Below are 25,991 nucleotides of genomic sequence, written 5' to 3' on the forward strand. Positions count from 1 at the left end.
ACTAGAATTAATTATCTTCCATAACAGCTTGAATGCAACTGTCTTTTAGATGGTCTTCATTAGGGCTAGGGTGCTCTACTGCAATATGTGGAGTAGTCTTTGTTTCTTTGTTTATTGTAGCATCAGAGTTAAAGACCAGCTCTCTACTATAGGTAAATATGTATCCACCATAGGGAGCATTATCCATTGGGATATCTGCAAAGTTCATTCCTCCACCTGTGGTCTCTCCAATTAATGTAGCGAAGCCTGTATCTTTGGCAAAGGCTGCAAACTTCTCAGCAGCAGATGATACCTCTTCATCTACTAATAAATATACCTTACCCTTAAAACCTACACTTTCCTCAGGAATTATTTCAATTGAGTTAGCCTTATAATATTTGAAATCAGCTTTTACCTCTGGTGGAAATTGTTCAAGGATTTTCTCATCTAAATCCCTGACAGAAGCAATACCTGGAACTTTGAAAGGATCATGTATTGTTCTAGCAGTATTTTTAAAGAAAGAATAATACTCTGCACTATGTACATCATTTATGAGCAATTTTACAATATTCATCCAGTAGTCATCAAAGCCACCACTATTTCCCCTAATGTCGATAATGAGCTTATCAAAGTCCTTTACTTCCTCTAAAAAGCTTTTAATCTTAGGGTAGTCTTCCTCTACATGGTAATGGGACATTGCTTTAAGTTTCATATATGCTAGTTCATTCTCAACTAGCACTTCTGTATCTAAAACAGGCCCATTGTGGAATATGAAGTCATTACTGGGATCCAAGTCAAAAGTCCAGTCAAAATCATATCTAGCCAATGATCTTTCATAATGGAAAATTTCCCGTCTTTCAGGATAATAATGCTTATAATATCGTCTGTACATATCCCCTGTTAAAATATATGTATTATCATCATTTAATTCTTTTAATATGTTGTTTATGGCTGCAATAAATTCTGTATCATTATCTGTATTTCTAATAATTCTTTTATATCTAGCTTTATTATCTAACCAATCCATCTTGTCTTGTCTTTTATTCACTTCAAAGAAAGCATATTGCTCCTCTAAAGTTTGATATATGTACTCGAAATCCTTCAGCTTTTCCTTGTTTGAAAATCTCGCATCTATTATCCCATAATTAGATGTATTTTCTGCCTTTGTCTGAAATACAGCTCTACTGTTATAAGCTCTTTCTATGACAATTATTGATAGTATTACTGATGCTGCAATCTTGATATTCCTTCTAACTATTTTTTTTCTCAAAGTCCCCACTCCTTTTCTTTATAGATGTATCTATGCCCCTGTACATAATTATAGATACTTAAAGTTAATAGTATATTAAAACATGAGATTTTTCAACTATATTCTGTAAAATGTTAATAGAATGTTTAAAAAATTTCACATTATCTATAATATCAGAAAAATACCACCTCAATAAGGTGGCATAATTTTATTAATCAAATACTGGTCCTTCAAGTATTGGATTCCCTATATGATTAGAGAATGATTCAGGTCTAACGGAGACATTTATATTGGGCAATGTGCCACCGAAGTCTAAGAAAGTTGTAGCAACCCAGTTTCTTTCATCTTCAGTCGGTATTAAAGTTAATGTTGCTAAAGGATCTGATGAACCTGTTGCTGTAAGAACAGCCACATATATATCATATGGGCCAAAAATACTTGGTCTAGGCAGGTTGATACCTAAGATTGTAACTCGTTGAATAGGCGGAGTAAACTCAGTTATCTCAAATACAGAAACCCCTGCTATAAAAAGCTGTTCAGCTGGGCCTACAGGTATTAGTGAATTAACTACAATAAAATCTTCTTCTTTAATTCCTTCCAATTGAAAATCTTCCATATCATGCACCTCCTTCAATATATATTATGTAATTTAAAGTAAGAGGTGATAGAATCAAAGCAAACATTTCTATTCATTGGTTTTAATGAAGATGATGATATTGGCTCTTATAATAGCATTTACCATGAATGCTTCTTTTTGAATACTGGAGCAGTAGAACTAGAATATAGAAAATTTGCTCCAACATAAAAGGTCTTATTATAATATTTGAATTATAATAAGACCTTTTATAAGGATAAGGAGATCTATGAAAAAATGAAATTAGCGTTATTCTAAATTTACGATTTTCAAATCCAATTCTTGCAAGTATTCTATTATCCTTGGTAGGGCATCAATGACAGCTTGAGATTCATGGAGGAGGATAATAGAACCAGATATATCTGAGTTTTTAATAGAATTAAAGATCTTATCTGCATCACGAGTTTTCCAATCTTCAGGGTCATTATTCCAAAGGACTAATTTGTATTCATGACCATATACTAAATCTTTAACCTGTTTATTTATAGATCCATAGGGAGGTCTAAAAAGAACTACTTCATCATCTATTATTTCTTCAAGTAATTCTATAGACTGTATAATTTCATTTTTCTGATTTTCATAAGAAAGGGTTTTCATATCAACATGATTCATCGAATGACTTCCAATTGAATAGCCTTTAGATTGAATAGACTTAATATAATCAGGATATTTCTTTGCACTAATTCCAGTAAAGAAGAATGTACCTCCTACCTCATATTCATTTAATACATTCATGATATCAATTGAGTATTGTGAAGGACCATCATCAAAGGTAAGGGCGACCTTTCCATGTGGAACCTTGTATATCATCTCATCATTATCAAGAGTAACAGAATGCGGAGTAGGTTTGTTTATTTCCTCAATTAATGGACCCTCAGTTGATAAATCTTCTTTATCCGATAAATCAATCTCGGTAATAGACTTTTCTTCGTGTAAGTCCACAGTAATACCGGAATTTATAGATTGAGCAAGGACCCCTTCATTAGTTCTAGCTTTATTTATATAACCTTGGTTGAAATAACTAAATAATATTATCAATACTATACTAGAGGCAATAATAAGCATAGGAGTAAATTTGATTTTGCTTTTCTCAAGTATTTCAGATATTGTATGTATTTCTTTCGCAACAGGTTCTTCATTGATTTCTTCTAAGGTTCTAGATATAAAATTTAGATTGTCCAACTCATGAATATCTTGGATGTTTTTTATAGTAGTTAGCATATCTACAAAATTTTCCGAGCATGAAAAAGATATCTTGTCACTATATTCAAGATATGTCTGAGTTAATGTAGCAATATTTTGCTCCTGTAGTTTATCGAAAGAATGATTAAATGATAATCTATATTTATATTTATTATCTAATTGAATAATAGAAGTTAGTTGATTTGCAGTATATTCGTCAATTTCGCAAAACAATTCAATATCTTCTTCGAAAGAGAACATAGTATGGAGATAGTATTTGTCAGATTTAATCTCAATCCCTTTTAATTCAAGTAGCTTTCCGTGGTAGGCTAACATAGGAAGCCTCCTTCCTTAATTGTATATTAACTGAAGTAGTTCTTTATTTTGAATCAGATGAACTAGAAGAGCTTGTCCTTGTTGAGAAAGAAAAAGACATTCTTTCTGTAAAATCATTGATAGTTTTCATTAATTCAGATTTTTCATCAAGGATTTTTTGATACTGTTGCACATATTGTTGATTCTCTGTTTCTAGACTTCTAATGACTTCTTCAAGATTACTTATCTTTATCATGCTCTGGTATTGAGCATTCATAGACTCTTCATTAAGTTTATTGTATTTGTTAATCTCCGTATCTAGTTGGTTGGAAATTGTTTCATACTCTACATTTGAGTTATTTTGGTACTCTTTATAATCTTCAAGTAGCTGATCATAGCTCATTTGTTTACTTGTTAAACTACTTTCTAACCCATGAATTTCTTTGATTTTCTCCTGCAAAAGTTGCTCTTTTTTCATTAAATCTTGCTTAATACGATTAATTGTTTCATTAGCAACCTCTAGCTTATCTACAAGTCCATTGTTTTTATAGAGTATTAGTTGGCGATCTTTTAGCATGTTTTCAAGAGAAACAATAGCATCTAATACTACCTTGTCTTGGTTTTCTTTTGAAAATAATGGATTATTGTTTTGTGCGTCAGCTTGCTCCATTTCATTTGGATTTGGTGGTTGTTCTCCGTTCATTGTGTTGCCAATTTCAAACTGTTGATCTGCACTATCCTGCTGACTCTGATCATTGTTTGCAGATTTAAACCAGCCAACTCCCATTTTTTTTGTTTTTTCCTTGTTCACAAACTCATCCCCCTATATGAATAGTATAATATTAATTAATAAGTCAACTATATATGGATAAATTACAAACCGTACAATAATATAGAATTCATATTATAATATAAGACTCCTATAATAATTCTAATCTTATTAGCTGTCAATGTCAAGAATTGTCAACAAAAGTAGATAATTATACTGAAAAATTAAGAAGGTTAAAAGTTAATTTGATATTTTGTATGATTATTATTGGGTATAATCATACCATAGCATAAATACACAAGGAGAGATCAGATGAAACTATATAAATTATTATTTATCTCATTAGGAGTAGTTTTTACTGGAATTGGCGCTATTGGAGTTGTCATACCCGTATTACCAACTACACCATTTCTAATATTAGCATCCATGTTTTTCGTAAAGGGTTCTGAGAAATTTGATATATGGCTTAAGAGCACAAAACTATATAAAGCTTATGCAGAGGATTTTATCAAAGACAGATCCATGACTTTAAAGAGAAAGGTAGGCTTAATGATGCTTTCAGATTTTATGTTAGCATTTCCTTTAATAATTTTAGATAGTATTTATATTAAAGTATTTATAATATCAGTGGTAATCTTTAAATATTATTATTTCATTTTCAGAATAAAGACTAAAAGAACTTAGTCTTTATATTTTTGTAAACAAATTGTAATTTTAAGGCCTAGTAATCTATGGTACAATATAGATACTTATACTAATTGCAATTAAAGGAGAAATTATATGGGAAAATCAAATAATAATTATAAGATTATTGCATTGGCAATGGCTGTAGTTTTTATATTCAGTGGAAACTTTGTTGATAGGTCATATGCTGCCAGTTCCATTAGGCTTGTAGTAGATGGAAAAGATATGACATCTTCGGTTAGTCCAGTTATAGAGAATAGTAGGACTTTAGTACCGATTCGATTAATCTCAGAAGAACTAGGGGCTACTGTAGAATGGGATAATGATAATCGAACTGTTTTGGTAACAAAAGGAAATAAATCAATTTTCTTGAGGATCGACAGTCATTTAGTAGAATATAATAATGGAGAATCCTATGAATTATCTGATGTGGCACCAAAGATTATCAATGGAATTACTTTTGTTCCTTTGAGATTAGTAGGTAATGCCCTTGAAGTGGGTATTGATTGGGATCCTGTAAAAAAATATGCATATGTTGACTCAAGCTTCAAATCAGAGGTTACTCCATTTTTTGATGTAAATATAATATCTCACAATGAAGGACAAACAGTAAATGGAAAGACAACACTTCGGATATTAGCATCTAGCCAATATGAAAAAGATGGAAATGAAATAAGATTTCTTTTATTGGACCCTAGTACAGCAAAGGGTTTTGTAATAGCTAGAGGAGAACAAATCAATGGAAGTTATACATGGCTACCAAAGATAGAAGAGAATGGAAAAAAAGTATTAGTAGCAGCTATTTATGATAAAAATGGAAAGTTCATAGCAGGAGATACTATAGGAGTTAATGTTAATGTGCTTCCAAAGATTGCTATAAACGGTATATCAGAAGGTCAAATAATCAACAATAATATTGAAATCAATCCTGATGTAAATTTTGTAGCAGCTCATGTAAAGTATGAGATTACAAATTTAAGCAAAGGAACAACTACTATAACAGAAGAACAAGATCCATTTGGACCATATAAATGGGATTTAAAATATGAGGATAACGGTAGTTATTCTATAAAGGCTATTGCCTATGATAAGAATTCTAATCCATATCCAAGTGAAGCTGTAAATGTTCAAGTAGCTTTAAATCAGAAATTATCTTTAGCAGGGATACCTTCTGGAAATAAAATAGACAAGCCTGTTTCATTAATAGCTTCAAGGAATTTCAATGCAAATGAAACAGAGTATTTAATGAGAGATTCAGTTACAGGAGTGATGACTACTCTTGATAAAAGACCATATGGAAGCTATGAATGGTTTCCAGGAGTAGAATATTCAGGACAAAAGGAATTAATTGTTCGAGTAAAGGATACTAGTGGAAAGGTTTTAGAGAGTAACCCAGTCCAAGTTACAATAGATGGTACTCCTAAGGTATTGTTAAAGGGAGTTGGACCAAAGCAAGTAGTCACAGGTCAAACTAAGATAAATATAATCAGCAATGTAAAATTAGAAGGCGTAAATTACACTTTATTAAATTCTAAAACTGGAGTAAAAAAGGTATTGGGAGCTAATATTGACCCATTAATTGAATTTAAATATACTCCTACTAAGGATGAAATAGGGAATGTAGCTATTCAAGCTGAAGGGATATACCAAGGAAAGAAAATATTAAGTGAATCAATTTCATTTAGAGTATTTTTAGGTGAAACCTATGGTCCTAAACCAATTATTGAGAAGGATAAGTTTTTAGGATTAGCTTCTGGTCTAGCTAAGACAGCTAGGGAGAAAACTGGAATGTCTGCAGCATTTCAAACAGCCCAAGCTATTTTAGAGACAGGTTGGGGACAAAGTGTACCAGTAGATAAATATACAGGAGTTTTATCTTACAATCTATTTGGCATAAAGGGAAGTGGAACTGCTGGATCTGTTACATCTAATACATGGGAAGTATATAATGGAGTGACATATAGGGTGGATGCAGACTTTAGAGCCTATAAAAGTCCAAGTGAAAGCTGGGCAGACCATAAGGAATTCCTCCTAACTAGAGAAAGATACGAACCGGTGAAGCAAGTAATGCATGATCCTGCTCAAGCTACATGGGCAGTAAAAAGAGCTGGATATGCAACAGATCCGCTATATTCTAGTAAACTTATGAATATAATTAATCGATATAATTTACTAGAACTCGATAGAGTAGGGATTTAGTCTATTACCCCCTAATCTCAAGAAAAATGAGATTAGGGGTTTTTGTTTTTTTGAAAAACATTTTAACAAATTACATATTTTGCATGGTGTTAAATGTTTTATTATACAATTATTTGTCTATACTTTAATGAACTTGGAAATAAAAGTATTAAATAAATTTATATCGACAACTGAATTAAACAAATAGTGACAGGGAGAACTGTTATAATTGTTAACAAATCAAAATAATATAATATTAATCTAAAGGGAAACTGAGATTCATATGTTAATTCTGGGCGCCTGACATATGATGAGTTATTGGCGCAACCGACCTAATCTGTATAAGATATTTATAGATTAGGTTTTTATTTTTGTAATATGGAAATAATTATTGGAAATTAGTTATATTTTATCAATATACTACAAATGTGGAATATATTGGATTAGATAAATGATAAATGCATATAATATGGGGAGGGATGGAATTGTTATCTGATATTGTAACAAATGAGGTTTCCTTCTTAGGAGAAAGGCTAGAAGAGTCGCGAATTTTATTTATTTATAGATATATATCATTGTTTATAACTTCCATATTTTATTTTATGAATCACTCTGAACACTTAATCGGTAAGACGATATTCATACTAATCTGTCTAACTATATCAGCTATAATACTATCTTATCTCTATCTAATCTATGAGGATTCAAAGAAAAATATTATGATTTTGCTACTAATAGAGACCGTAGGAAATTCTATATTATTGATCCCATCAGGTGGAATTAATAGTCCATTTATTTGGTACACTCTCAACACTATATTAATAAGCTCAATATTTTTAAAAGCCAGATATTTTTGGATTAATCTTTTCTCATATATATTAATTATTAGTATATTGGCTTCATTTGGAGTTAATTATGACTTAAATGTATTAAAGTTCATAAAGGAAGAGTCTAATCTTATACTAAGCTTTATAATGATAATTGTAGCTGTTCAGGTATGGTCTATATTTGTGAAAAAGACAAAAGAAAAAAGTATTAGACTTGAAGAACTAAACAAGCAATTGGAATCTGCAAATGAAAGGATTATAGATTCAATGAATCATATAACAGCACTATATCAATCCGTTAATATATTGAGCAATCAAGGAAATAAGGAAGGATTAATAAAGTTATTATTTGAGCACATAAAGAAAATCACAAAAACTAAGACCCTATTCTATTATGATATATTAGAAGATTCAAATAAAATCATATGGGAAGGGGATAATGATCTATTAGAAGATTTAAAAGATAACATTACTAAAGATTTAGATAATATGCTGAAATGTAATAAGCCAATGGAAATCTGCATTTCAGATACTAGATTTGTGTTATTAACAGTGAAGTCCATTTATGGTAAGTTTGGTATATTTGGATTAGAAACTATGAACCAAAAAGAAAGCATTACATATAAAAATAATATATATCAACTTCAATTTCTATCGGAACTGGTATCTATAGCCTTTGAGAGATTGTATCTAGAGGAAATAAATGAGAGATTATTAATCACTGAAGAGCAAAATAGAATAGCAAACGACTTACATGATAGCGTACTACAAAGACTTTTTAGCATGTCATGTGGAATATTTGCATTAATGAAAAACCTTGAGAAGTATACAACAGCAGATATGGAAGAGGAACTAAATATAATTAGAAATACAACAGATACTGTAATGAAGGAGTTGAGAGCCAAGATATATGGTCTTAGCTGGAAAAAATCTGGAAGTAATAGTTTTACTACTGATATTAAGAAATATATAGATGATATAAAGAAATATAATAATATAAATATCCCATTTTCTATTATAGGAAGTGAGGAATTATTATCATGTAAGCAGAAAAAAGCATTATATAGAATCATATGTGAAGGAATTGGAAATGCAGTTCGTCATGGGGAAGCAAAAAATATTGAAGTAAATTTAAATATAAAGTCATCGGATACATTACTACTTATAGTAGATGATGGAACAGGATTTGACTTAGTTAAAGCTATGGAGCCTAATAAAAATGGTCTAGGTATGCAAAATCTATATCAATTAACGGAATCACTCCATGGAGAGATAAGGATTGATAGTAGCATAGAGAGTGGCACTAAAATAGACATTAGAATACCTAATAATGTAATGGTAATGAAAAAGGAGGAATTAGCCTATGAAAATTCTTATAGTTGATGACCATCCCTTAGTCAGAAAAGGGATAGTATCTACCTTATCCTTTGAAAAGGACATTGATGTAATTCTTGAGGCGTCCAATATTGAAGAAGCCCTAAATGTAATAATGAGAGAAATACCTACATTAGCTATAGTAGACCTAAATCTTGGTAACAGAAATGGGCTAGAAATAATTGCTAAGTCTAGAAACAAAGGAGTAGCAACAAAGTTTATTATTCTTACTTCTTCTATAAGAAAAGAAGATTTTAATAGAGCAATGGAAGTAGGAGTAGATGGATATATACTAAAGGATGCTTTTGCAGAGGATATCCTATATGCAATTCATGTAGTACTAAGGGGTAAACAGTTTATTGCTCCAGAAGTAATTAATTATCAATCTAAAGCCTCGATTGAAACCAATGGTTTTAATGAACTAACACCTAGAGAAAGTGATGTACTTATAGAATTGGGCAGGGGATTAAGTAACTATGAGATAGCAAAAGAGCTTTTCATATCTGAAAATACAGTAAAAAAACATGTTAGCAATATCTTATCAAAACTAGAATTGAGCCATAGAACACAAGTAGCATTGCTAGTAAATAATACAGCTAATTTTTAATTTGGAGGGCGATTTATTTGAGTAGAAGGAGGAAGCAAAGAGGGAGTAGCAAAAAATCCATTATCTATATAGGCATGATAATGATCTTGAGTTTTATTGGTATTGGATATGGAGTGTGGAGCGATAATTTGAATATGGATATGTCAGTTGCTACAGGGAATATAGATCCTAATATCCTAGGTAATTATAGCAATGATCAAATAAGTATAGAATTATCCCAAGATAATAAAACACTTTATGTATATGGGGATATATATCCAAGCTTTAGGGATAATATTCCATTGGACATCATAGATAGAGGAAGTGTACCTGTTGCTTTATATAATGTTGATATAACAAGTTATAATTCAATTGCTGAATTAGAGGAAATTGGTATAGTAAATAGATTTGATGGATTTTATAAGGATGCAGATACTATAATAAATTCATTTCTTTTAAACTTAGAGCCGAAAAACGATTATAAGGGAATACCCACAGACAGTTCAGCAAGTATTGATATAGTATATGACATTGAAGATGGACTTTCTGATATAGAGATGAAAATTAATACCATAGAATCAGAAGTTAATAGAGTAGAAGAAGAGATTAGTAGTCTTCAAGAAGAGCTAGACAGAATCAATAGAGTTGAACATCATAATTTTACCTATGAGCTCCAATTTGAACAAGGAATATAAATTTGCTAATTATTTGGAGGTATCAATATGAGAAAGAAGATAATCATAATCTCATTAAGTATTATGTCAGCATCAATTATCCTAACCAACGGATATGGAAAATGGCAAAAAGAATTGATGATTAAAGGAGATATTAATGTTATACCAGACCCCTTAGTTGTACGAGAACTAGAATTAGCCATAGAAGAAAGGCAAAAACAGGTGGAAAGACTATCTGAACAGCAAAAATTGTTGGAAGAACAAAGGTTATTAGAAGAACAAAGGTTATTAGAAGAACAAAGGTTATTAGAAGAACAGAGATTATTAGAAGAACAGAGATTATTAGAAGAACAAAGGTTATTGGAAGAGCAAAGATTATTGGAAGAACAGAGATTGTTAGAAGAGCAAAAGTTATTAGAAGAACAAGAAGATAATACGAAAGATTTAGAAGAAAGTGTAGAAGAAAAAGAAAAAGATAATAGTAATGATAAGGAAGATATTGAAATAGAAATTGATACATCTGATGAGAGTAAAAAAGAAATCATAATTATAGATCCTGAGCCAATGCCAATAGTGGAGCTGGATTCCATAATTATTGAAGAACCTGAAGATCTAGGGGAGCATCAATAATAATTATATCAACTTGATTAATTTTATTAAATGGGGGAGAAGTATGCATATCAGAGGGGAATTACTGCCTACAAGAAATACAAGAATGAGATGCTTTATACTTATTGTTTTAATCTTATCCATTTACCTATTGGGAAATTCTCCTATTACTAAATATATAGATAGTTTTAAACTAAACTTTGTAATAATGCCAATCCTATGGATTGGCTTAACCTATATCGTATGGAAATTTCCACATATTAAGGCTAAAGGGAAGTTAAAACAAAGACGATTTCTATACTTTTGGGCATTGAATTTTGCTATTATGTATATAATTATTTCTATTTTAGCAGGGGTTGTGGATGCATTAGGTAGAAGCCCATATAATCATTCATTAAAAGGAATATTGATGAATATTATTTTTGTAGGTTCAACATTGGTCGGAAGAGAATTTGTTAGGTCCTACCTTGTAAATAACTATACTAAGGAAGAGAACTACTTAGTATTCCTGCTAATAGCAATGCTTATGGCCATTACTAGCATCTCATCTAAAAGATTTATAGATGTACAGAGCTTTCAAGAAATCGTCAAACTTATAGCTCAATATATTGCTCCAGAATTTGCACAAAACTTGTTTGCTTGTTACTTGGTATTCTTAGGAGGACCATTGATTTCTATTATATACCTTGGATTAATACAAGGATTCCATTGGTTATCACCAATATTGCCAGATTTAAAATGGATAACTACAGGATTTATTGGAGTACTGTGTCCAATGTTTTTCATGATATCTATGCAAACAATTTATCTAGAATCATCAAAGGAAATTAAGTTAAGAGATAAAGATAAGGATGAAGATAGTCCTATATCCTGGATAATAACAAGCATAATATCCATAGGAATAATATGGTTTGCTGTAGGGGTATTTCCGGTGTATCCATCTGTTATAGCAACTGGTAGCATGGAACCTAGCATTAAACCAGGAGATGTTATATTGGTAAAGAAGATAGTAGACATAAAAGGGTTAAACAGTTTGAAAGTTGATGATGTAATACAGTTTAGGAAAGATAGTATTCTAGTATCACATAGGATCATAGATATAAATAATGATGAGAAAGAAGGCATTAGATTTAGAACCAAGGGAGATAATAATTCAAGTCCTGATATGGAACTAGTAAGACCAGAGAATATAAAAGGGGTAATAGTAAGTACAGTCCCTAAAATAGGATGGTTAACACTACTCATAAAGAGTGATAAAGATATAGATTTAGATGATATAGTTTATTGATATTGATATATACAGGGCTAAGACCCTGTTTTTTTGTAGAGAATTATATGTGAAAAGGAACAAATTGGTACTAAAGTACTAGGTGAGTAGTAAGTTTGTGCTAATGTTATTACTACTAAATTACAAACTAAAAGTATACTATGGCATGAAGTAATATAACATACAACAGCCTATAATCTTATATATAAGAACTAAGCAATAGTTCAAATAAAATTTAAACGGGAAAAGGAGAGATTTAAATGAAAAAAACAAAATTACTAGCATTAACACTTGTAGTGGCAATAATGATGATGGGTGCAGGTTATGCTGCATGGCAAGAAACATTAACTATTAATCACAATGTATCAACAGGTAATGTAGATGTAGATTTAGCAAATGGTAATGTAGCTGTATATCCTAAGGAAAATGCAACTGCAGTAGATGGATTAAATCGTATTGCAACAGTAGTTGGTAGTGAGCAAGAAGCAACTATAACATTAACTAACCTTTATCCAGGTGCAAAAGTAGTAGCTAATATTCCTGTAATAAACAATAGTACTATTCCTGTAAAATACTTATCAACGACTCCAAGTGGTGTTCCACTATGGTTAACAGTGACTGATGTATGTCCATCACAATTAGATGTTAATGGAACTGGAAATATAGTAGTTACAATGGTAGTAGGTGATGGTGTTGAAGAAGATAGCACTGCTACATTCATATTAACTCCAGTTTATGAGCAATGGAATAATTAATTTGATACAAATACTTTAATTATAAATAATTATTTCATAAATGGGAGTGGATAAAATGAAAAAACCAAGATTAATAGGGTTGACTTTAATTATAGTAGTTGTGCTAATGGGAGTTGGCTATGCAGCATGGCAAGAAACATTAACTATCAATGGCAATATAACAACTGGTGAATTAAATATGGAGTTTGTAGATAACTATTTTTATCCTTTTGGAATGACCTTCGATAATAAGATTTTGCAACGTGATTATTTTGGCCAGTGTAGTCTTGAACAAGATGAAGCAAATGATTTAGTTACAGTTACAATAAATGATATGTATCCTGGATCTACATTTAACTATGAGTTAAGAGCAAACAATATAGGTACAATACCAGCAACTGTAGATAATGTAGTTGTAGATTTAAGTAATACAGATGACTTGTTTGATGAAACAATAAGAGTTAGTGGATCAATACTTCATAGAAGAGAAGGTAGAATATTATCAATAAATAGATTATTTTTAGTTGATGTACCTTTAAATGAATTACAAACAACTTTAAATAATGGAATGGCAGGATGGGAAATAAAAATAGGTGACTATATAGTGTTTGACCTTCCACAAGGCGAAGATGATACTATAAACATTAGAGATGAAATTGCTAAGGTTATTCCAGGATATACTGCTGATACAACTAACTGTCTATTCTTCCATATGCCACTATCCGCAGGAAATGAAATACAAGATTTATCAGGTCAAGAATTTAGTATAAAATTTAACTTCAAACAATTCAATCAATAAGATTAACTAATCTATATACTAATAAGCAGAGTTCATCTCTGCTTATTTAAATTCAACAGGTTCAATTTCTAATCTTAAGTCAGTGTTACTATGACTCAATTTGTCGAAATAAAAATAAAGGAAATATGAATTTTATACAGAATATATACAGTAAGAGGGGTGTTTATCATGAAGAAAAATATAAACAAAAAACTAAAGAGGGTATTAATAGCAATTTTAGTAATTTTAATATCAATAAGTTCTTTTTTACTGTATAGAGAATTCAAGTATCCTAGCTGTGAGGAACAAAAAATTTCTTTATTCAACTACGATAATAAAGCTACTGCTAACTATGAAGTGTTTTTAAAGCCAAATATCCTATATCCCAGTAAAAGCCTAGGAGAAGGTGAAATTTACATAACTGAATTTGTAGACTTTATAAATACCACATTTGGCTATGAATTTAGCGGAAATAATGTAGCTGATATCCAGGGCGATTATAATATTATTGCTAGTGCTACAGGGTTTATTAAAGGAGAAGATAAAAGTGATATTATCATATGGGAAAAGGACTTTCGAATATTACCAAAAAAATCCTTCTCAAACAAAGGCAATACAGCAAAAATACAAGAAAACATATCATTGAAACTAGATGAGTACAATGAGTTCGCTAAGGCAGTCATAGAGGCTTCAAAAATAAATACAAGCGTTAATCTAAATGTAGTTATGACAATTAATCTTCAGGCTAAAACCAATAACGGTACTATAGAGGAAGTAATTACTCCTACAATGATCATACCTCTAAATACATCAATGTTCCAAATAGGTGGAAATACTAATGTTGTAAAGCCTGGAGCCATAGAAGAAACAAACAAAGTCCAATTACCAATTAATAAAAACCAAGTAATATTTTTTATAATAATTCTAGGATTTTTTCTTATAGCATTGACTTATCTAATATTCTTCACAAAATCTGTACTAATCATCAAAGACCCATTACAAAAGAAATTAAAACTAATTTTTAAAAAGCATGGTGATAGATTTGTTGCATTAAGCAAAGAACCATTCATCAATAGTAATTATATAAATCAAGTTAAATCCATAGATGATCTAGTCAGAATTGCAGATGAACTATGTAAGCCTATTATGTATAAGTATAGTATAGATTATAGGGATATAGACAGATTTTATGTAATTAATGAGGATGAAGTATATATTTTATTAATAGATGACTACATTGGCAAAGAAGAAATTAAAATAGAATCTTAATAATCAAAAGTAGAGTTAAGTAACTCTACTTTTTGATTTAATTTATACTTACATATATGGATACTTCTTTAGTATTATTTAAACCATTAAAAAGTAGCAAATAAAAGTAATCCTAGTGATGGTGTGAAAATATTAGTAAATAGATATAATGTAAAGAATAAGTATTTGAGGATAATGGGGTGAATAAATTGATATGGAAGAATAAATTATTTAAGATTGTATTGCAAATATTAGTTCTTGTAATAGTGGGTTATTTTGCTACAGGAATAGTTCAATCTACCTTTGCAACTAATACAGATAAAAATCCTAATGTCTTAATAAGTATCAATGAAAATGGGAGCATATCTCAAAGTGGGAGTCTATTTGGAGAGGAATTATTATATCCAAGCACCATAGAAGATGGAGAGAAAGGAATAGGTAGCATTAGTGGAGTAATCCGAATTAACAATCAATATAAGAAAATAGATGTTAACAATTTAGGTCTGGGATTAATAGGTGAGCTACAAATTGGAAATAGTTATCCAAAGGATATAGTCCTTAACTCTTTTTTAAACAATGTAAAGGTAAAAATACAAAAGGGAGTTCTGTTTTCTTTTGATAAAACTATAATTAACTATACTAGTCTTAAGGATGTTTTGTATGCTGGGAATGATGAATATAAAGGATTTGTACTCGAACCTGAAAATAGATTTAGTATAGCTAGGGGTAGTACAGTAGATTTAAAATATACTTTGATGATGGATAAGGAAACAGGAAATGAACTTCAGTCAGTAACTGCAAATATGCCAATTTACATAAATCTTTATGAAAATCATATCATAGATGGTGGGGACGATAATAATGGTGGTGGCAATGATTATCATAATGATGATGAAGTAGTTTTAGTTGATGAGCCAATACAAACAGATCCACCTCACTGGGCTCATGATTGCATCATAACACTGTTAAATCATGGCATTATTTACGGATATCCACATGAAGACATGACAATAGAAAACTATAGGAATGGTATTGTAAGTCCTGTTAGATATGTTAATGAGGCGGTAAGGCCTGATGAATATGTTACTAGAGCAGAGGCTGCCGTATTAATAGGCCGTGCATTAGGACTGCAAGAAGGGAAAGCATTAATAACAGGCTATATAGACCATATTCCAAAATGGGCTAGAGGATATATAATAGCTACAACAGAGGCTAATGTATTCAAAGGCTATCCTTTTAGACTATTCAAGGCAAACAACAATATTACCAGGGAAGAAATGATAGCTGTTTTAACAAGGGCTTATAAAATTAAATTAGAAAATACTAATTTAGAACTTCCTTTCAAAGATAAAAATGAAATTAGTAAATGGGCAGAGGAAAATGTAAAAGCAGGATATGAAAAAGAAGTAATAGTAGGATATCCAGATAATACTTACAAACCTAAAAATAATATTACTAGAGGAGAAACCTTTACAATTATTTGTAAACTCATGGGATTACATGATGAGCATACTGTAGGATTAGAGGATTAAATATTTATATATAAATTGGGGATATAGTCATGCACAGAACAAGGTAGAGTAAAGATTACTCTACCTTGTTCTATTCTGGACCACAAATATAGTCTCTATCTTGACCAATAAAATGATTACAAAATTATGTAATAATTCTAATAATAATGTTATAATTGTATTAAATATATCGAGGATTCACGATGAAATAGGGGGGAAGATGCATGGGAGCAATATCAGTATCAAAAATAATAGTTAAAGAAGTGGCTAATGACATTGATATCAAGGAGTTTGTTAATCTTCCATTTAGATTGTATAGCAAAGATGAGCCTTGGGTACCACCTATAACTAGTGATTTTAAGAAGTATATTATTGGTGTAGGAAATTATTTGAATCAATCTGGCCCTAACACTAGGATTTTAGCTTATGATAATGATAAGGTGGTTGGAAGACTTTTAGTTGGTATAAATGAGCATATAAATCATGCAAAGGGCTTCAAAGAAGGATATATATCGTTGTTTGAATGTATAAAAGACAAGGAAGTAGCGTTTTTAATGTTGGATTTTGCTGAGTCTTGGCTATCTGAGAGAGGAATGACTTTGATAAAAGGACCACTTTCTCTACCAGGTGGAGACGATTGCAGGGGTTTTATTATAGACAATTTTACAGATGCCACATCTGTCATGAATACATATAATAAGAAGTATTATAATGATTATTTCGAAGAATATGGATTTGAAAAATATCTTGATTGTTATGCATATAAAAGTGATATACATAATGATAATATATCTAGATATGAGAAACTAGTTCCTTATGCAATGAAAAAACATAAATATAGAGTAGACAGAATTGACTTGAAGAATATTGATAAGGAAATAAAAGATGTAAAGTCTATAATAGAAAGAGCTATGCCTGCAGAATGGGATGATTTTATTCCTCCAAATGATGAAGAGTTAGAGTTGATAAAAAAGCAAATTGTGCCCTTGGCTGATCCAGATCTTATCTATATAGCTAGGACAGAAGAAGGAGAGCCAATAGGATTTAATATATCTATCCCTGATTACAACCAAGTCCTAAGTAAATTGAAGGGCAAATTATTGCCATTTGGAATTTTTAAGTTTTTATATTATAAAAGAAAAATAGATGCAATTAGATTTTTTGTTTTATTTGTAGTACCGGAATATAGATTAAAAGGTGTATCATCTGCTATTTACTTAAAATCATATATAGCAGCTTTGGATAAAGGATATAAATTTGTAGAGGGTTCCACAATTTGGGAATACAATGATCCTATGATAATAGATATAGAAAAATATGGCGGTGTAAGATACAAGACTTATAGAATATACAAGAAGGAAATATAATAATAATTTTATCTTATGGTAATGGAATAATAAATTCATATGAAGACATAATAAAAATGTGGTTATATACTTATTAAAGTATAAATTATATTAAAATAAGGAGATAGAACATATGAAAAACAAGCCAAAGCCAGATGATAGAAGAGATAATGTAGATAAGATCCAATTTAATATTGACAATACTATTAAAAATTATAACTTAGCAGAAGAAATGATTGCAAAAACAGATGATGAAAAAATGAAGAAAGAGCTACAGGAGAAAAATGAAAGAAGAGAAGATGCCTTAAGCGGAATGAGAGAAGAAATCAGAGATGAAGCAATAGCTAAAAAGAATAACTATAAATAAGAATATGCGACATGGGATTCCATGTCGCATATTTTTTAGTGGATCATTTACACATTAAATCTAAATAATACTACATCTCCATCTTTCATTACATATTCTTTTCCTTCAACCCTTACAAGGCCTTTTTCTTTAGCAGAGGTCATATTTCCTCCATGAGCCATTAAATCATTAAAGGCAATTACTTCTGCTCTAATAAATCCTCTTTCCATATCAGAGTGAATTTTACCAGCAGCTTGAGGGGCTAAGGTATCTTTTTTTATAGTCCAAGCCCTAGATTCCATTGGTCCAGCAGTTAAGAAGCTAATTAATCCAAGTAGCTTATAACAAGCTTGAATTAGCTTGTCTAAGCCAGATTTTTCAACTCCTAATTCATTTAAAAATTCTATTTTTTCTTCATTATCTAAAAGAGAGATTTCTGCTTCTATTTGAGCACTTACCACTACAACTTCTGCATTTTCAGAAGCTGCATGTTCTTTAACTTTAGCCACATAAGGGTTATCAGCTCCGCCATTAGCTAAATCTTCTTCAGAAACATTTGTAGCATATATAACTGGTTTAGAGCTTAATAAATTAAATGTCTTTACTAATTCCATTTCTTCTTGATTTAAATCTAAAGTTCTAATGGATTTCCCTTCTTCTAATGACTTAATAATTCTTTGAATTATTTCCACTTCTGTTGCCATTGATTTATCAGATTTAGCCATTTTTTGTGATTTTTGTAATCTCTTTTCTAGTTGCTCCATATCTGAAAACATTAGTTCAAGATTAATGGTCTCAATATCCCTTAATGGATCAATACTTCCATCTACATGGACAACATCCACATCTTCAAAGCATCTAACCACATGAACAATAGCCTCTACTTCACGAATATGAGATAAAAACTTATTTCCGAGACCTTCTCCATTACTAGCTCCTCTTACAAGCCCAGCTATATCATAAAATTCAATAGCTGTTGGTAGAATTCTCTTTGAAGTATAAATTTCTGCCAATTTTTCTAATCTATCATCTGGTACTGCAACTACTCCTACATTTGGCTCTATAGTGCAAAATGGATAGTTAGCAGATTCTGCCCCAGCTTGAGTTATTGCGTTAAAAAGTGTACTTTTTCCTACATTTGGTAAACCTACGATTCCAAGTTTCATTAAATACTTCCTTTCTATATTAAAAATATACTATTGTAATTAATAATTAAAAAAATACTACACAAAAAAGAATTATATAACATAAAAGTTATAAGTGCAATGATAAGATTATGGAAGTGGGTATTGTAATAAATTAATAATAGAAATTCTATATTCCTATTGCATTTCAAATCTAATTAATATATAATAAAAATAAAAAAACCGACTAGTCGGTTTGTAGGGGTGTACTATGTCTAATAAAGATAGTGAAAAATCTATTACTAAAAAAGAAATAATCATTCAACATGCCTTTGACCTATTTGCTGAGAAGGGATATTCAGATACATCTATAGATGATATCGTAAAGGCATCACGCATAAGTAAAGGAGGAATCTATTATTATTTCCATAGCAAAGAAGAAATATTTTTAGAAATTGCAAGGGAGCGATTAAGGCAAAGAAATAGTCTAACTAAAGAATCAAATAATACAATGTCAAATAGGGAAAAGATAATCAATTACATTAATTGGACCCTGACAGGTTTTTTTGAAGAGAAAATTCAAAAGATGTCTCGTTTTACATTTGAATTCTGGTCTGTACTTGCTAGAAATCCCAGCATGTCAGATAAAGCAAAAGAAAGATATAAATTATTTTATGATGATTTAGCTGAGATTTTGCAGCAAGGAGTTGAGAGTGGAGAATTTAAAGAAGATATTGATATAGCATCAATGGTTTATATTATTTTATCTACAATGGATGGTATTGGATTTGTTAATTCTGTCATGGGCATTGGTTTGACTCATGATATAGTTGAAAACTATATAGATATGATATTAAGAAAGATTGATAAAGGGGATTAAAATGATTATATATGATTACTGTAATAATGTTGAGTTTGAGAAGGTGCATGAAGCATTTCAGATAGGATTTTCAGACTACATGATAAAATTAGAGCTATCTAAGGAGGATTTCTTAAAACGTTTTTTTGGACCAGAAGGCAATAGATTAGAGCATTCATTTATAGCACTAGATGAAGGAAAACCTGTTGGTGTAATATTAGGAGGCATAAAGGAGTATGAAGGGGTGAAAACAATTCGTTGTGGAACTCTTTGTATACATCCTGATTATCGGGGGAAAGGGATAAGCAAAAATCTCTTTGATCTACATAAAAAAGTTGCGCTAGACAATGAATGTAAGCAAATGTTTTTAGAAGTTATTGTGGGCAATGATAGGGCAATAAACTTTTATAGAAACTTAGGGTATGAAAAGATTTATGACATAAAATATTATTCTCATAAAGACCCACATAGCCTACATGAGGAGATAGATAACTCTATAGATATTGAAGAAATAGCTTTCGACAGGGTTGTGAATTTATCAGTAGAAATTAAGGATATTCATGTAAATTGGCAAAATGATTTTGATTATTTAAAAAAGCTTGAAGGGCTGGTACATTATGGAGTCTATGAAGGCTCCAGATTAATAGGAGCTTTAAGTATAACTTCAAATGGTAAGATCTTCTTCCTCTGGACTGAGTCACAATTTCGCCATAGAGGAATTGCACGAAGTCTTATAACCAAGGCTGTTGATGATCTTAAATTAAATAATTTAAGTATAAGTTTTCCAAATAATGCTAGAATAGAAGGTTTTGTAAAAAGTATGAAGTTTCAAAGAGATAAAATATCTCAATATGAAATGTATTTGACTATTTAGTAGATTTAAATATGGGAGAGGGATGAGATGAGATCAATTAGAGAATTATCAAGTGAATTAGATTTCACTACTTTTGTAGAGATAGTAAGCAATGCTTATCCAGGGTTTAACATTGAGACAGAGGAACAAAAGAAAAGATCCGTAGAGAATTTTATGAAGGCTCACAAAGAAAATCCTTTTGTTACCTTATATGGGGTATTTGATGAAGATAAAATCCTTGCTGGCATGAGATATCATGATTTTAATATGAATTTATTATCAACAAAAATAAAGGTTGCAGGTATAGGACTAATTGCAGTAGATTTATTGCATAAAAAGGAAAAGGTTGCAAAAACCATATTAACTAATTTTATAGAACATTACAGAAACTTAGGAGTATCCATGGTTATGCTTTATCCATTTAACCCTGAATTTTATAAGAAAATGGGTTTTGGATTTGGAACAAGTATGAGCCAATACAAAGTAAAACCAAATAATCTCCCAAAGGGTAACTCCAAATCAAATATAAGTCATATAAATAAGGAAGATGCTAGTAAGTTAGTGGATTGTTATGCTAGGATTTATGAAAAGACTAATGGTCTTATTGAAAAATATGAAAGAGAATTCCAACTAATATTTAATAATCCTAAGTCTAAAGTAGCTGTATATGAGAAAGATAATGAAATCAAGGGATATACGGTTTATGAATTTAAATCCAGTGATGAAAATAATATTTTTACAAATGATATAGTGGTTAATCAATTATTATTTGAAGACCAAGAATCATTTATGGAGCTAATGACATTTCTAAACAGTCAAAGTGACCAGATACGACAGATTATTTTCAATATACAGGATGAAGATTTTAGATATGCTTTGGAAGACCCTAGGAATGATTCAAATAATATTTTAACACCAGTTTATCATGAATGTAGCACACAAGGAACAGGAATAATGTATAGAGTAATTAATACAAAATTAGTTTTAAGTGAGCTAAAGAATCACAATTTTAACAATGAGAGCTGTAGAGTGAAGATTACAATAAAGGATAATTTTGTAGATGATAATAATGGTAGTATAGTAGTTCATTTTAATAATGGATTTGCAACGATTGAAAGTGATAAGGAATATGATGTTGAAATAAGATTGGACATAGCTGATTTTTCGTCTCTAATCACTTGTGCAGTTAGTTTTAATAGCTTGTACAAATATGGAAAAGCATTTATTTCAGATGAATCTTATCTAAAAACAGTGAACAATATATTTGCTTCAGATGAAAAGCCTATTTGCTTTACTATGTTTTAATAGGAAAGGCTCTGTTTAAACCAGAGCCTCTGCCTCTAACTTTGTTATATTTCCTCTTTGATCATCTCATATAGCTCATCAGCCGTATCAGCCTGAATCAGTTCATCATCTACTAATGCAAAGGGACCAACTGCACAATCACCACAATATCCTAAGCAAGATTCCACTTCCACATCAAAATCTTCATCTCTTAATTTATTAACTATTTCCTCTGTTCCGTATGAAAAATTATTTTCGCAAAATTGAATTTTCGTCATACCTATCACTCCTTGTTTTATAATTATATATTTTTTATTATTGGTATTAAATCATCTACAGATATATTTTTATAATCTACACCTTCAAGACTAGTTCCTTTTTCAATGGCAGATTTTAAGGCAGGGGACGATCTAACATTTCCAACAACTATGGCACCTATGATTCTATTATTATCAATAAATATTTTATTATATATATTTTCATCAGATTTATCTTCTAATATAATATCCGTTGCATTACTTTCATCAACTATACCCATTGAAAATAGAGAAAGTCCAAATGCATTCAATGTTGTAACAGGGGTAATATAAGTATATTTAACATCCTTACCTGTAATATTATACCCTGCGACCTTTCCTTGACCTATGGCGATGTTCCATAGTCCAAAGATTGTATTATTGTATTCTGCAACATCACCAGCTGCAAATATCCCTTCAATATTTGTTTCCATTCTTTCATTTACTATAATACCTCTGTTAGTATTTATTGGAGTATCCTTCAAGAAATCTATATTCGGTCTTGTTCCAATGGAATAAACTATAGCATCAAATTCGTATTTTTCGCCATTTTTTGTCTTGAATCCTTCAACTTTATCTTCGCCTAATACTTCATACACTTCAGTATCAAGAAGAATTTTCACTCCAGATTTATTAATAGCATTTTCTAATATCTTAGAAGATTTCTCATCTAATTGTTTACGCATTAGCCTAGGAGAATGATGTAGGAGAGTAACATTCTTATCCATTTGAGATAATACCCAAGCAGTTTCTAGACCCTGTATTCCTCCACCTATAATTAATATATCATTATGATTTTTGAGCATATCCATTATATCCCATGCATCTTGAAGGGTTTTTAAGGTATATACACCAGATTTCTCAATTCCGGGAATTTTGGGTGCTACATTGTGGGAACCACTGGCAATTAGTAGCCTAGTATAGCTAATCAAACTATCATCAAATAGTTTTACTACTTTCTTGTCTGTATCTATTGAAACTACCTTAGTACCTATATATAGATTTACATTGTTATCATCATACCATTCCTTTTTCTGAAGTAGGATTTTATCCTCTTGCAGAGTAGACAACAAACCTTTTGATAATCTTACCCTATTATATGGATAAAATACTTCTTCCCCAAATAAATGTATTTCACTTCCTTGGTCAACTTCTCTTATAGACTTTATAGCAGTAAGAGCAGCTATGCCATTACCAATAATAATTATTTTATCAGGCATCTAATTTGCTCCTTTCATATATATTGATTTTAGTTTGCTACAATTATTTTTTAAAATACCCTATTTAATGTGTTAATAAACCGTTTTGTAGTTTCCATATTATGCAAGAAAGGCTAATGAACAAAAAACAATGGAGCAGGCTTGCGGCTGACAAGCCTAAATGATATATTAATACGGGGGTGTAAACTTGAAAGACAAAAAATATTTACCTATCATTTCGGCAATAATATATTCAACCATATTTGGATTTTCCTTTATGTTTACCAAAATAGGATTAGAAGTCATGACGCCTATGGAACTAATCTCATTTAGATTTTTATTGGCAGCTATGATAATGACTTTGCTTAAAGCCTTTAAGATTATTAAGGTAAATTTTAAGGGAAAGAATATTAAGATGATTTTACTAACATCTCTCTGTGAACCGGTACTATATTTTATATTTGAAGTATTAGGTGTAAGCATGACTTCAACTTCAGAAGCAGGTCTTATGATATCTTTAATACCTGTATTTGTTGCAATCTTTAGTATGATGTTTTTACATGAAAAACTTAAGCCATCTCAAATAGCTTTCATAATATTATCTGTAGGTGGAGTTGTTTTTATTAATATGATGAAGGATAAATTAAGTTTATCAGGTAGTATTTTAGGAATTGTATTTTTATTTATAGCTATAGTTGCTTCTTCCTTTTATAATATTGGGTCAAAAAAATCATCAGAAAACTTTACTCCAGTGGAGATAACCTTTGTGATGATGTGGGTAGGTGCCATTTCTTTTAATGGAATACTTACAGTTATTAATATAGCTAAAGGTACAATGGGAAGTTACTTTGCACCATTATCTAATAGTCAGTCTATAATGCCCTTATTATATCTAGGGATTTTATCATCTATAGTTGCTTTTTTTATGGTAAATTACACCATATCTAAGATACCAGTATCTCAATCAGCTGTATTTGCTAATCTGTGTACCATAGTGTCTATTTTTGCAGGAGTAGTTATTTTAAAAGAAGCTTTTCACTGGTATGATTTTCTGGGAGCAGTCATGATACTTGTTGGTGTATGGGGAACTGTGTATTTTGGAGAGAAAGAAAAAATAGAAGAGGATATAGCTTCTCAATCCTTGTAATTAATTAATTTTTAATATAAACTATAGTAATCAATTAAGATTTAGATGGAGTGATCACAATGGAAGAAAAAGATAATGGTATAAAGGGAGAAGGCTGTGAAATTTTGGTGCCTTTTAATGAAAGAAAGCCATTAGCTGATATAGAGAGAAGTCTAATAAAGACTTATAGAAAGCATGTATGGGCAAAATTTATTAAAGCTATTAAGGAATATGAACTTATACAAGATGGAGATAAAATTGCAGTAGCCATATCTGGAGGGAAGGATAGCCTTATAATGGCTAAACTTTTTCAAGAATTATATAAAAATGGTAATCAGAACTTTGAGTTAGAGTTTATAGCCATGGATCCAGGGTATCATCCTGAGATAAGGACACTTTTAGAAGATAACTGTAAATACCTTGAGATTCCAGTTCATATATATGACGCAGATATATTTGCAGTAGCAGACAAGATAGCCAATGATTATCCTTGCTATATGTGTGCAAGAATGAGAAGAGGCTCATTATATACCAAAGCTAAGGAATTGGGATGTAACAAACTTGCCTTAGGGCATCATTTTAATGATGTAATAGAGACTACAATGCTAAATTTACTATGTGCTGCAAATTTTAAAACCATGATGCCTAAACTAAAGGCACAAAATTTTGAAGGAATAGAACTAATAAGGCCCCTCTATCATATAGAAGAAAAATATATACAGAGATTTATTCAAAATAGTGGAATTTGGCCTTTGAATTGTGCCTGTATGGTAGCAGCCAAGAAGATTGGTAATAAGAGGTATGAGATAAAAGCTTTACTTGAAAATCTAAGAAAGGATTTTAGAAATGTTGATATCTCAATATTTAAAGCAGCAGAAAATGTAAGTATGGATGCCATTATAGGATGGGAAAAGGATGGAGAAAAGCATTCGTTTTTAGATGATTATTAAAGAATATTAA

At 30.6% G+C, this 25,991-nt stretch carries 26 protein-coding genes and 1 riboswitch; of the genes, 19 read left to right on the forward strand and 7 right to left on the reverse strand.

What is annotated here, in order from left to right; genetic code table 11:
• Positions 1–7: 7 nt before the first annotated feature.
• Both RIN63_RS00495 and RIN63_RS00500 read right to left on the reverse strand, forming a co-directional pair.
• A complete protein-coding gene (locus RIN63_RS00495; RefSeq protein ID WP_310442682.1) occupies positions 8–1,249 on the reverse strand; it encodes a S41 family peptidase in 1,242 nt (413 codons plus the stop codon).
• 190 nt (positions 1,250–1,439) lie between these two features.
• A complete protein-coding gene (locus RIN63_RS00500) occupies positions 1,440–1,844 on the reverse strand; it encodes a hypothetical protein (RefSeq protein WP_310442683.1) in 405 nt (134 codons plus the stop codon).
• 45 nt (positions 1,845–1,889) lie between these two features.
• Between RIN63_RS00500 and RIN63_RS00505 the strand changes: the two genes are divergently transcribed.
• The gene (locus RIN63_RS00505; RefSeq protein WP_310442684.1) at positions 1,890–2,033 is read left to right on the forward strand and encodes a hypothetical protein; all 144 of its coding nucleotides are present in this window, start codon (positions 1,890–1,892) and stop codon (positions 2,031–2,033) included.
• Positions 2,034–2,111: 78 nt separating this feature from the next.
• Here RIN63_RS00505 and RIN63_RS00510 read toward each other — a convergent pair whose 3' ends face one another.
• Together RIN63_RS00510 and RIN63_RS00515 are read right to left on the reverse strand one after the other, a co-directional pair.
• Positions 2,112–3,380 (reverse strand): polysaccharide deacetylase family protein, encoded by a 1,269-nt coding sequence (locus tag RIN63_RS00510; RefSeq protein WP_310442685.1) that lies wholly within the window; start codon positions 3,378–3,380, stop codon positions 2,112–2,114.
• A gap of 43 nt (positions 3,381–3,423) precedes the next feature.
• On the reverse strand, positions 3,424–4,146 hold the full coding sequence (locus tag RIN63_RS00515; protein WP_310442686.1) for a hypothetical protein: 723 nt from the start codon (positions 4,144–4,146) through the stop codon (positions 3,424–3,426).
• Between the two features lie 294 nt (positions 4,147–4,440).
• Between RIN63_RS00515 and RIN63_RS00520 the strand changes: the two genes are divergently transcribed.
• The 13 genes from RIN63_RS00520 (at position 4,441) to tlp (ending at position 18,311) form a co-directional block, all read left to right on the forward strand.
• On the forward strand, positions 4,441–4,812 hold the full coding sequence (locus tag RIN63_RS00520; RefSeq protein WP_310442687.1) for a YbaN family protein: 372 nt from the start codon (positions 4,441–4,443) through the stop codon (positions 4,810–4,812).
• Between the two features lie 96 nt (positions 4,813–4,908).
• Positions 4,909–7,011, forward strand: a complete 2,103-nt coding sequence (locus tag RIN63_RS00525; protein ID WP_310442688.1) for a glucosaminidase domain-containing protein — start codon at positions 4,909–4,911, stop codon at positions 7,009–7,011.
• A gap of 237 nt (positions 7,012–7,248) precedes the next feature.
• Positions 7,249–7,332, forward strand: a riboswitch (cyclic di-GMP riboswitch).
• 143 nt (positions 7,333–7,475) lie between these two features.
• On the forward strand, positions 7,476–9,200 hold the full coding sequence (locus RIN63_RS00530; RefSeq protein WP_310442689.1) for a histidine kinase: 1,725 nt from the start codon (positions 7,476–7,478) through the stop codon (positions 9,198–9,200).
• Positions 9,181–9,798, forward strand: coding sequence for a response regulator transcription factor (locus RIN63_RS00535; RefSeq protein WP_310442690.1), 618 nt, complete (start codon positions 9,181–9,183; stop codon positions 9,796–9,798). The genes RIN63_RS00530 and RIN63_RS00535 overlap by 20 nt, the downstream gene beginning before the upstream one ends.
• Before the next feature lie 17 nt (positions 9,799–9,815).
• Positions 9,816–10,472 (forward strand): hypothetical protein, encoded by a 657-nt coding sequence (locus RIN63_RS00540; RefSeq protein ID WP_310442691.1) that lies wholly within the window; start codon positions 9,816–9,818, stop codon positions 10,470–10,472.
• Between the two features lie 27 nt (positions 10,473–10,499).
• The gene (locus tag RIN63_RS00545; RefSeq protein WP_310442692.1) at positions 10,500–11,081 is read left to right on the forward strand and encodes a hypothetical protein; all 582 of its coding nucleotides are present in this window, start codon (positions 10,500–10,502) and stop codon (positions 11,079–11,081) included.
• Between the two features lie 43 nt (positions 11,082–11,124).
• A complete protein-coding gene (locus RIN63_RS00550) occupies positions 11,125–12,348 on the forward strand; it encodes a signal peptidase I (protein ID WP_310442693.1) in 1,224 nt (407 codons plus the stop codon).
• A gap of 239 nt (positions 12,349–12,587) precedes the next feature.
• Positions 12,588–13,082, forward strand: coding sequence for a hypothetical protein (locus tag RIN63_RS00555; protein ID WP_310442694.1), 495 nt, complete (start codon positions 12,588–12,590; stop codon positions 13,080–13,082).
• Positions 13,083–13,137: 55 nt separating this feature from the next.
• Positions 13,138–13,860 carry a hypothetical protein gene (locus RIN63_RS00560; RefSeq protein ID WP_310442695.1) on the forward strand — a complete coding sequence of 241 codons (723 nt, stop codon included), beginning with the start codon at positions 13,138–13,140 and terminating at the stop codon, positions 13,858–13,860.
• A 168-nt stretch (positions 13,861–14,028) separates the two neighbouring features.
• Positions 14,029–15,108 carry a DUF5305 domain-containing protein gene (locus RIN63_RS00565; RefSeq protein ID WP_310442696.1) on the forward strand — a complete coding sequence of 360 codons (1,080 nt, stop codon included), beginning with the start codon at positions 14,029–14,031 and terminating at the stop codon, positions 15,106–15,108.
• 188 nt (positions 15,109–15,296) lie between these two features.
• A complete protein-coding gene (locus tag RIN63_RS00570; protein ID WP_310442697.1) occupies positions 15,297–16,619 on the forward strand; it encodes an S-layer homology domain-containing protein in 1,323 nt (440 codons plus the stop codon).
• Positions 16,620–16,822: 203 nt separating this feature from the next.
• On the forward strand, positions 16,823–17,965 hold the full coding sequence (locus RIN63_RS00575) for a GNAT family N-acetyltransferase (RefSeq protein WP_310442698.1): 1,143 nt from the start codon (positions 16,823–16,825) through the stop codon (positions 17,963–17,965).
• A 112-nt stretch (positions 17,966–18,077) separates the two neighbouring features.
• A complete protein-coding gene (gene tlp / locus RIN63_RS00580; RefSeq protein WP_310442699.1) occupies positions 18,078–18,311 on the forward strand; it encodes a small acid-soluble spore protein Tlp in 234 nt (77 codons plus the stop codon).
• Positions 18,312–18,358: 47 nt separating this feature from the next.
• Here the strand turns inward: tlp and ychF are convergent, their stop codons facing one another.
• The gene (gene ychF / locus RIN63_RS00585) at positions 18,359–19,456 is read right to left on the reverse strand and encodes a redox-regulated ATPase YchF (protein ID WP_310442700.1); all 1,098 of its coding nucleotides are present in this window, start codon (positions 19,454–19,456) and stop codon (positions 18,359–18,361) included.
• 229 nt (positions 19,457–19,685) lie between these two features.
• Here ychF and RIN63_RS00590 point away from each other — a divergent pair, with 229 nt between their 5' ends.
• Genes RIN63_RS00590 through eis form a run of 3 tightly spaced genes read left to right on the forward strand, consistent with a single transcriptional unit; the run spans position 19,686 to position 22,431 of the window.
• Positions 19,686–20,294: a TetR/AcrR family transcriptional regulator gene (locus RIN63_RS00590; protein ID WP_310442701.1), complete on the forward strand. Its 609-nt coding sequence runs from the start codon at positions 19,686–19,688 to the stop codon at positions 20,292–20,294.
• Between the two features lies 1 nt (position 20,295).
• Positions 20,296–21,147 carry a GNAT family N-acetyltransferase gene (locus tag RIN63_RS00595; protein ID WP_310442702.1) on the forward strand — a complete coding sequence of 284 codons (852 nt, stop codon included), beginning with the start codon at positions 20,296–20,298 and terminating at the stop codon, positions 21,145–21,147.
• 27 nt (positions 21,148–21,174) lie between these two features.
• Entirely contained in the window at positions 21,175–22,431 is a 1,257-nt protein-coding gene (gene eis, locus RIN63_RS00600) for a GNAT family N-acetyltransferase (RefSeq protein ID WP_310442703.1), read from the forward strand.
• A 44-nt stretch (positions 22,432–22,475) separates the two neighbouring features.
• Here the strand turns inward: eis and RIN63_RS00605 are convergent, their stop codons facing one another.
• Positions 22,476–22,688, reverse strand: coding sequence for a DUF1450 domain-containing protein (locus RIN63_RS00605; RefSeq protein ID WP_310442704.1), 213 nt, complete (start codon positions 22,686–22,688; stop codon positions 22,476–22,478).
• Between the two features lie 23 nt (positions 22,689–22,711).
• On the reverse strand, positions 22,712–23,926 hold the full coding sequence (locus tag RIN63_RS00610) for an FAD-dependent oxidoreductase (RefSeq protein ID WP_310442705.1): 1,215 nt from the start codon (positions 23,924–23,926) through the stop codon (positions 22,712–22,714).
• A 187-nt stretch (positions 23,927–24,113) separates the two neighbouring features.
• On the opposite strand from RIN63_RS00610, the gene RIN63_RS00615 reads away from it, so the two are divergent.
• Together RIN63_RS00615 and RIN63_RS00620 are read left to right on the forward strand one after the other, a co-directional pair.
• Positions 24,114–25,052: an EamA family transporter gene (locus RIN63_RS00615; RefSeq protein ID WP_310442706.1), complete on the forward strand. Its 939-nt coding sequence runs from the start codon at positions 24,114–24,116 to the stop codon at positions 25,050–25,052.
• Positions 25,053–25,111: 59 nt separating this feature from the next.
• A complete protein-coding gene (locus RIN63_RS00620) occupies positions 25,112–25,981 on the forward strand; it encodes an ATP-binding protein (RefSeq protein ID WP_310442707.1) in 870 nt (289 codons plus the stop codon).
• Positions 25,982–25,991: the final 10 nt, after the last annotated feature.

The organism is Tissierella sp. (assembly GCF_031460495.1).
GTDB lineage: Bacteria > Bacillota > Clostridia > Tissierellales > Tissierellaceae > JAVKTS01.

What these genes read in the sequence shown, in the direction of transcription:
- RIN63_RS00500 (WP_310442683.1), bottom strand. Translation starts at nt 1,844, where the DNA reads ATGGAAGATTTTCAATTGGAAGGAATTAAAGAAGAAGATTTTATTGTA.
- RIN63_RS00510 (WP_310442685.1), bottom strand. Translation starts at nt 3,380, where the DNA reads ATGTTAGCCTACCACGGAAAGCTACTTGAATTAAAAGGGATTGAGATT.
- RIN63_RS00515 (WP_310442686.1), bottom strand. Translation starts at nt 4,146, where the DNA reads ATGGGAGTTGGCTGGTTTAAATCTGCAAACAATGATCAGAGTCAGCAG.
- RIN63_RS00520 (WP_310442687.1), top strand. Translation starts at nt 4,441, where the DNA reads ATGAAACTATATAAATTATTATTTATCTCATTAGGAGTAGTTTTTACT.
- RIN63_RS00525 (WP_310442688.1), top strand. Translation starts at nt 4,909, where the DNA reads ATGGGAAAATCAAATAATAATTATAAGATTATTGCATTGGCAATGGCT.
- RIN63_RS00535 (WP_310442690.1), top strand. Translation starts at nt 9,181, where the DNA reads ATGAAAATTCTTATAGTTGATGACCATCCCTTAGTCAGAAAAGGGATA.
- RIN63_RS00545 (WP_310442692.1), top strand. Translation starts at nt 10,500, where the DNA reads ATGAGAAAGAAGATAATCATAATCTCATTAAGTATTATGTCAGCATCA.
- RIN63_RS00550 (WP_310442693.1), top strand. Translation starts at nt 11,125, where the DNA reads ATGCATATCAGAGGGGAATTACTGCCTACAAGAAATACAAGAATGAGA.
- RIN63_RS00555 (WP_310442694.1), top strand. Translation starts at nt 12,588, where the DNA reads ATGAAAAAAACAAAATTACTAGCATTAACACTTGTAGTGGCAATAATG.
- RIN63_RS00560 (WP_310442695.1), top strand. Translation starts at nt 13,138, where the DNA reads ATGAAAAAACCAAGATTAATAGGGTTGACTTTAATTATAGTAGTTGTG.
- RIN63_RS00565 (WP_310442696.1), top strand. Translation starts at nt 14,029, where the DNA reads ATGAAGAAAAATATAAACAAAAAACTAAAGAGGGTATTAATAGCAATT.
- RIN63_RS00575 (WP_310442698.1), top strand. Translation starts at nt 16,823, where the DNA reads ATGGGAGCAATATCAGTATCAAAAATAATAGTTAAAGAAGTGGCTAAT.
- tlp (WP_310442699.1), top strand. Translation starts at nt 18,078, where the DNA reads ATGAAAAACAAGCCAAAGCCAGATGATAGAAGAGATAATGTAGATAAG.
- ychF (WP_310442700.1), bottom strand. Translation starts at nt 19,456, where the DNA reads ATGAAACTTGGAATCGTAGGTTTACCAAATGTAGGAAAAAGTACACTT.
- RIN63_RS00590 (WP_310442701.1), top strand. Translation starts at nt 19,686, where the DNA reads ATGTCTAATAAAGATAGTGAAAAATCTATTACTAAAAAAGAAATAATC.
- RIN63_RS00595 (WP_310442702.1), top strand. Translation starts at nt 20,296, where the DNA reads ATGATTATATATGATTACTGTAATAATGTTGAGTTTGAGAAGGTGCAT.
- eis (WP_310442703.1), top strand. Translation starts at nt 21,175, where the DNA reads ATGAGATCAATTAGAGAATTATCAAGTGAATTAGATTTCACTACTTTT.
- RIN63_RS00605 (WP_310442704.1), bottom strand. Translation starts at nt 22,688, where the DNA reads ATGACGAAAATTCAATTTTGCGAAAATAATTTTTCATACGGAACAGAG.
- RIN63_RS00610 (WP_310442705.1), bottom strand. Translation starts at nt 23,926, where the DNA reads ATGCCTGATAAAATAATTATTATTGGTAATGGCATAGCTGCTCTTACT.
- RIN63_RS00620 (WP_310442707.1), top strand. Translation starts at nt 25,112, where the DNA reads ATGGAAGAAAAAGATAATGGTATAAAGGGAGAAGGCTGTGAAATTTTG.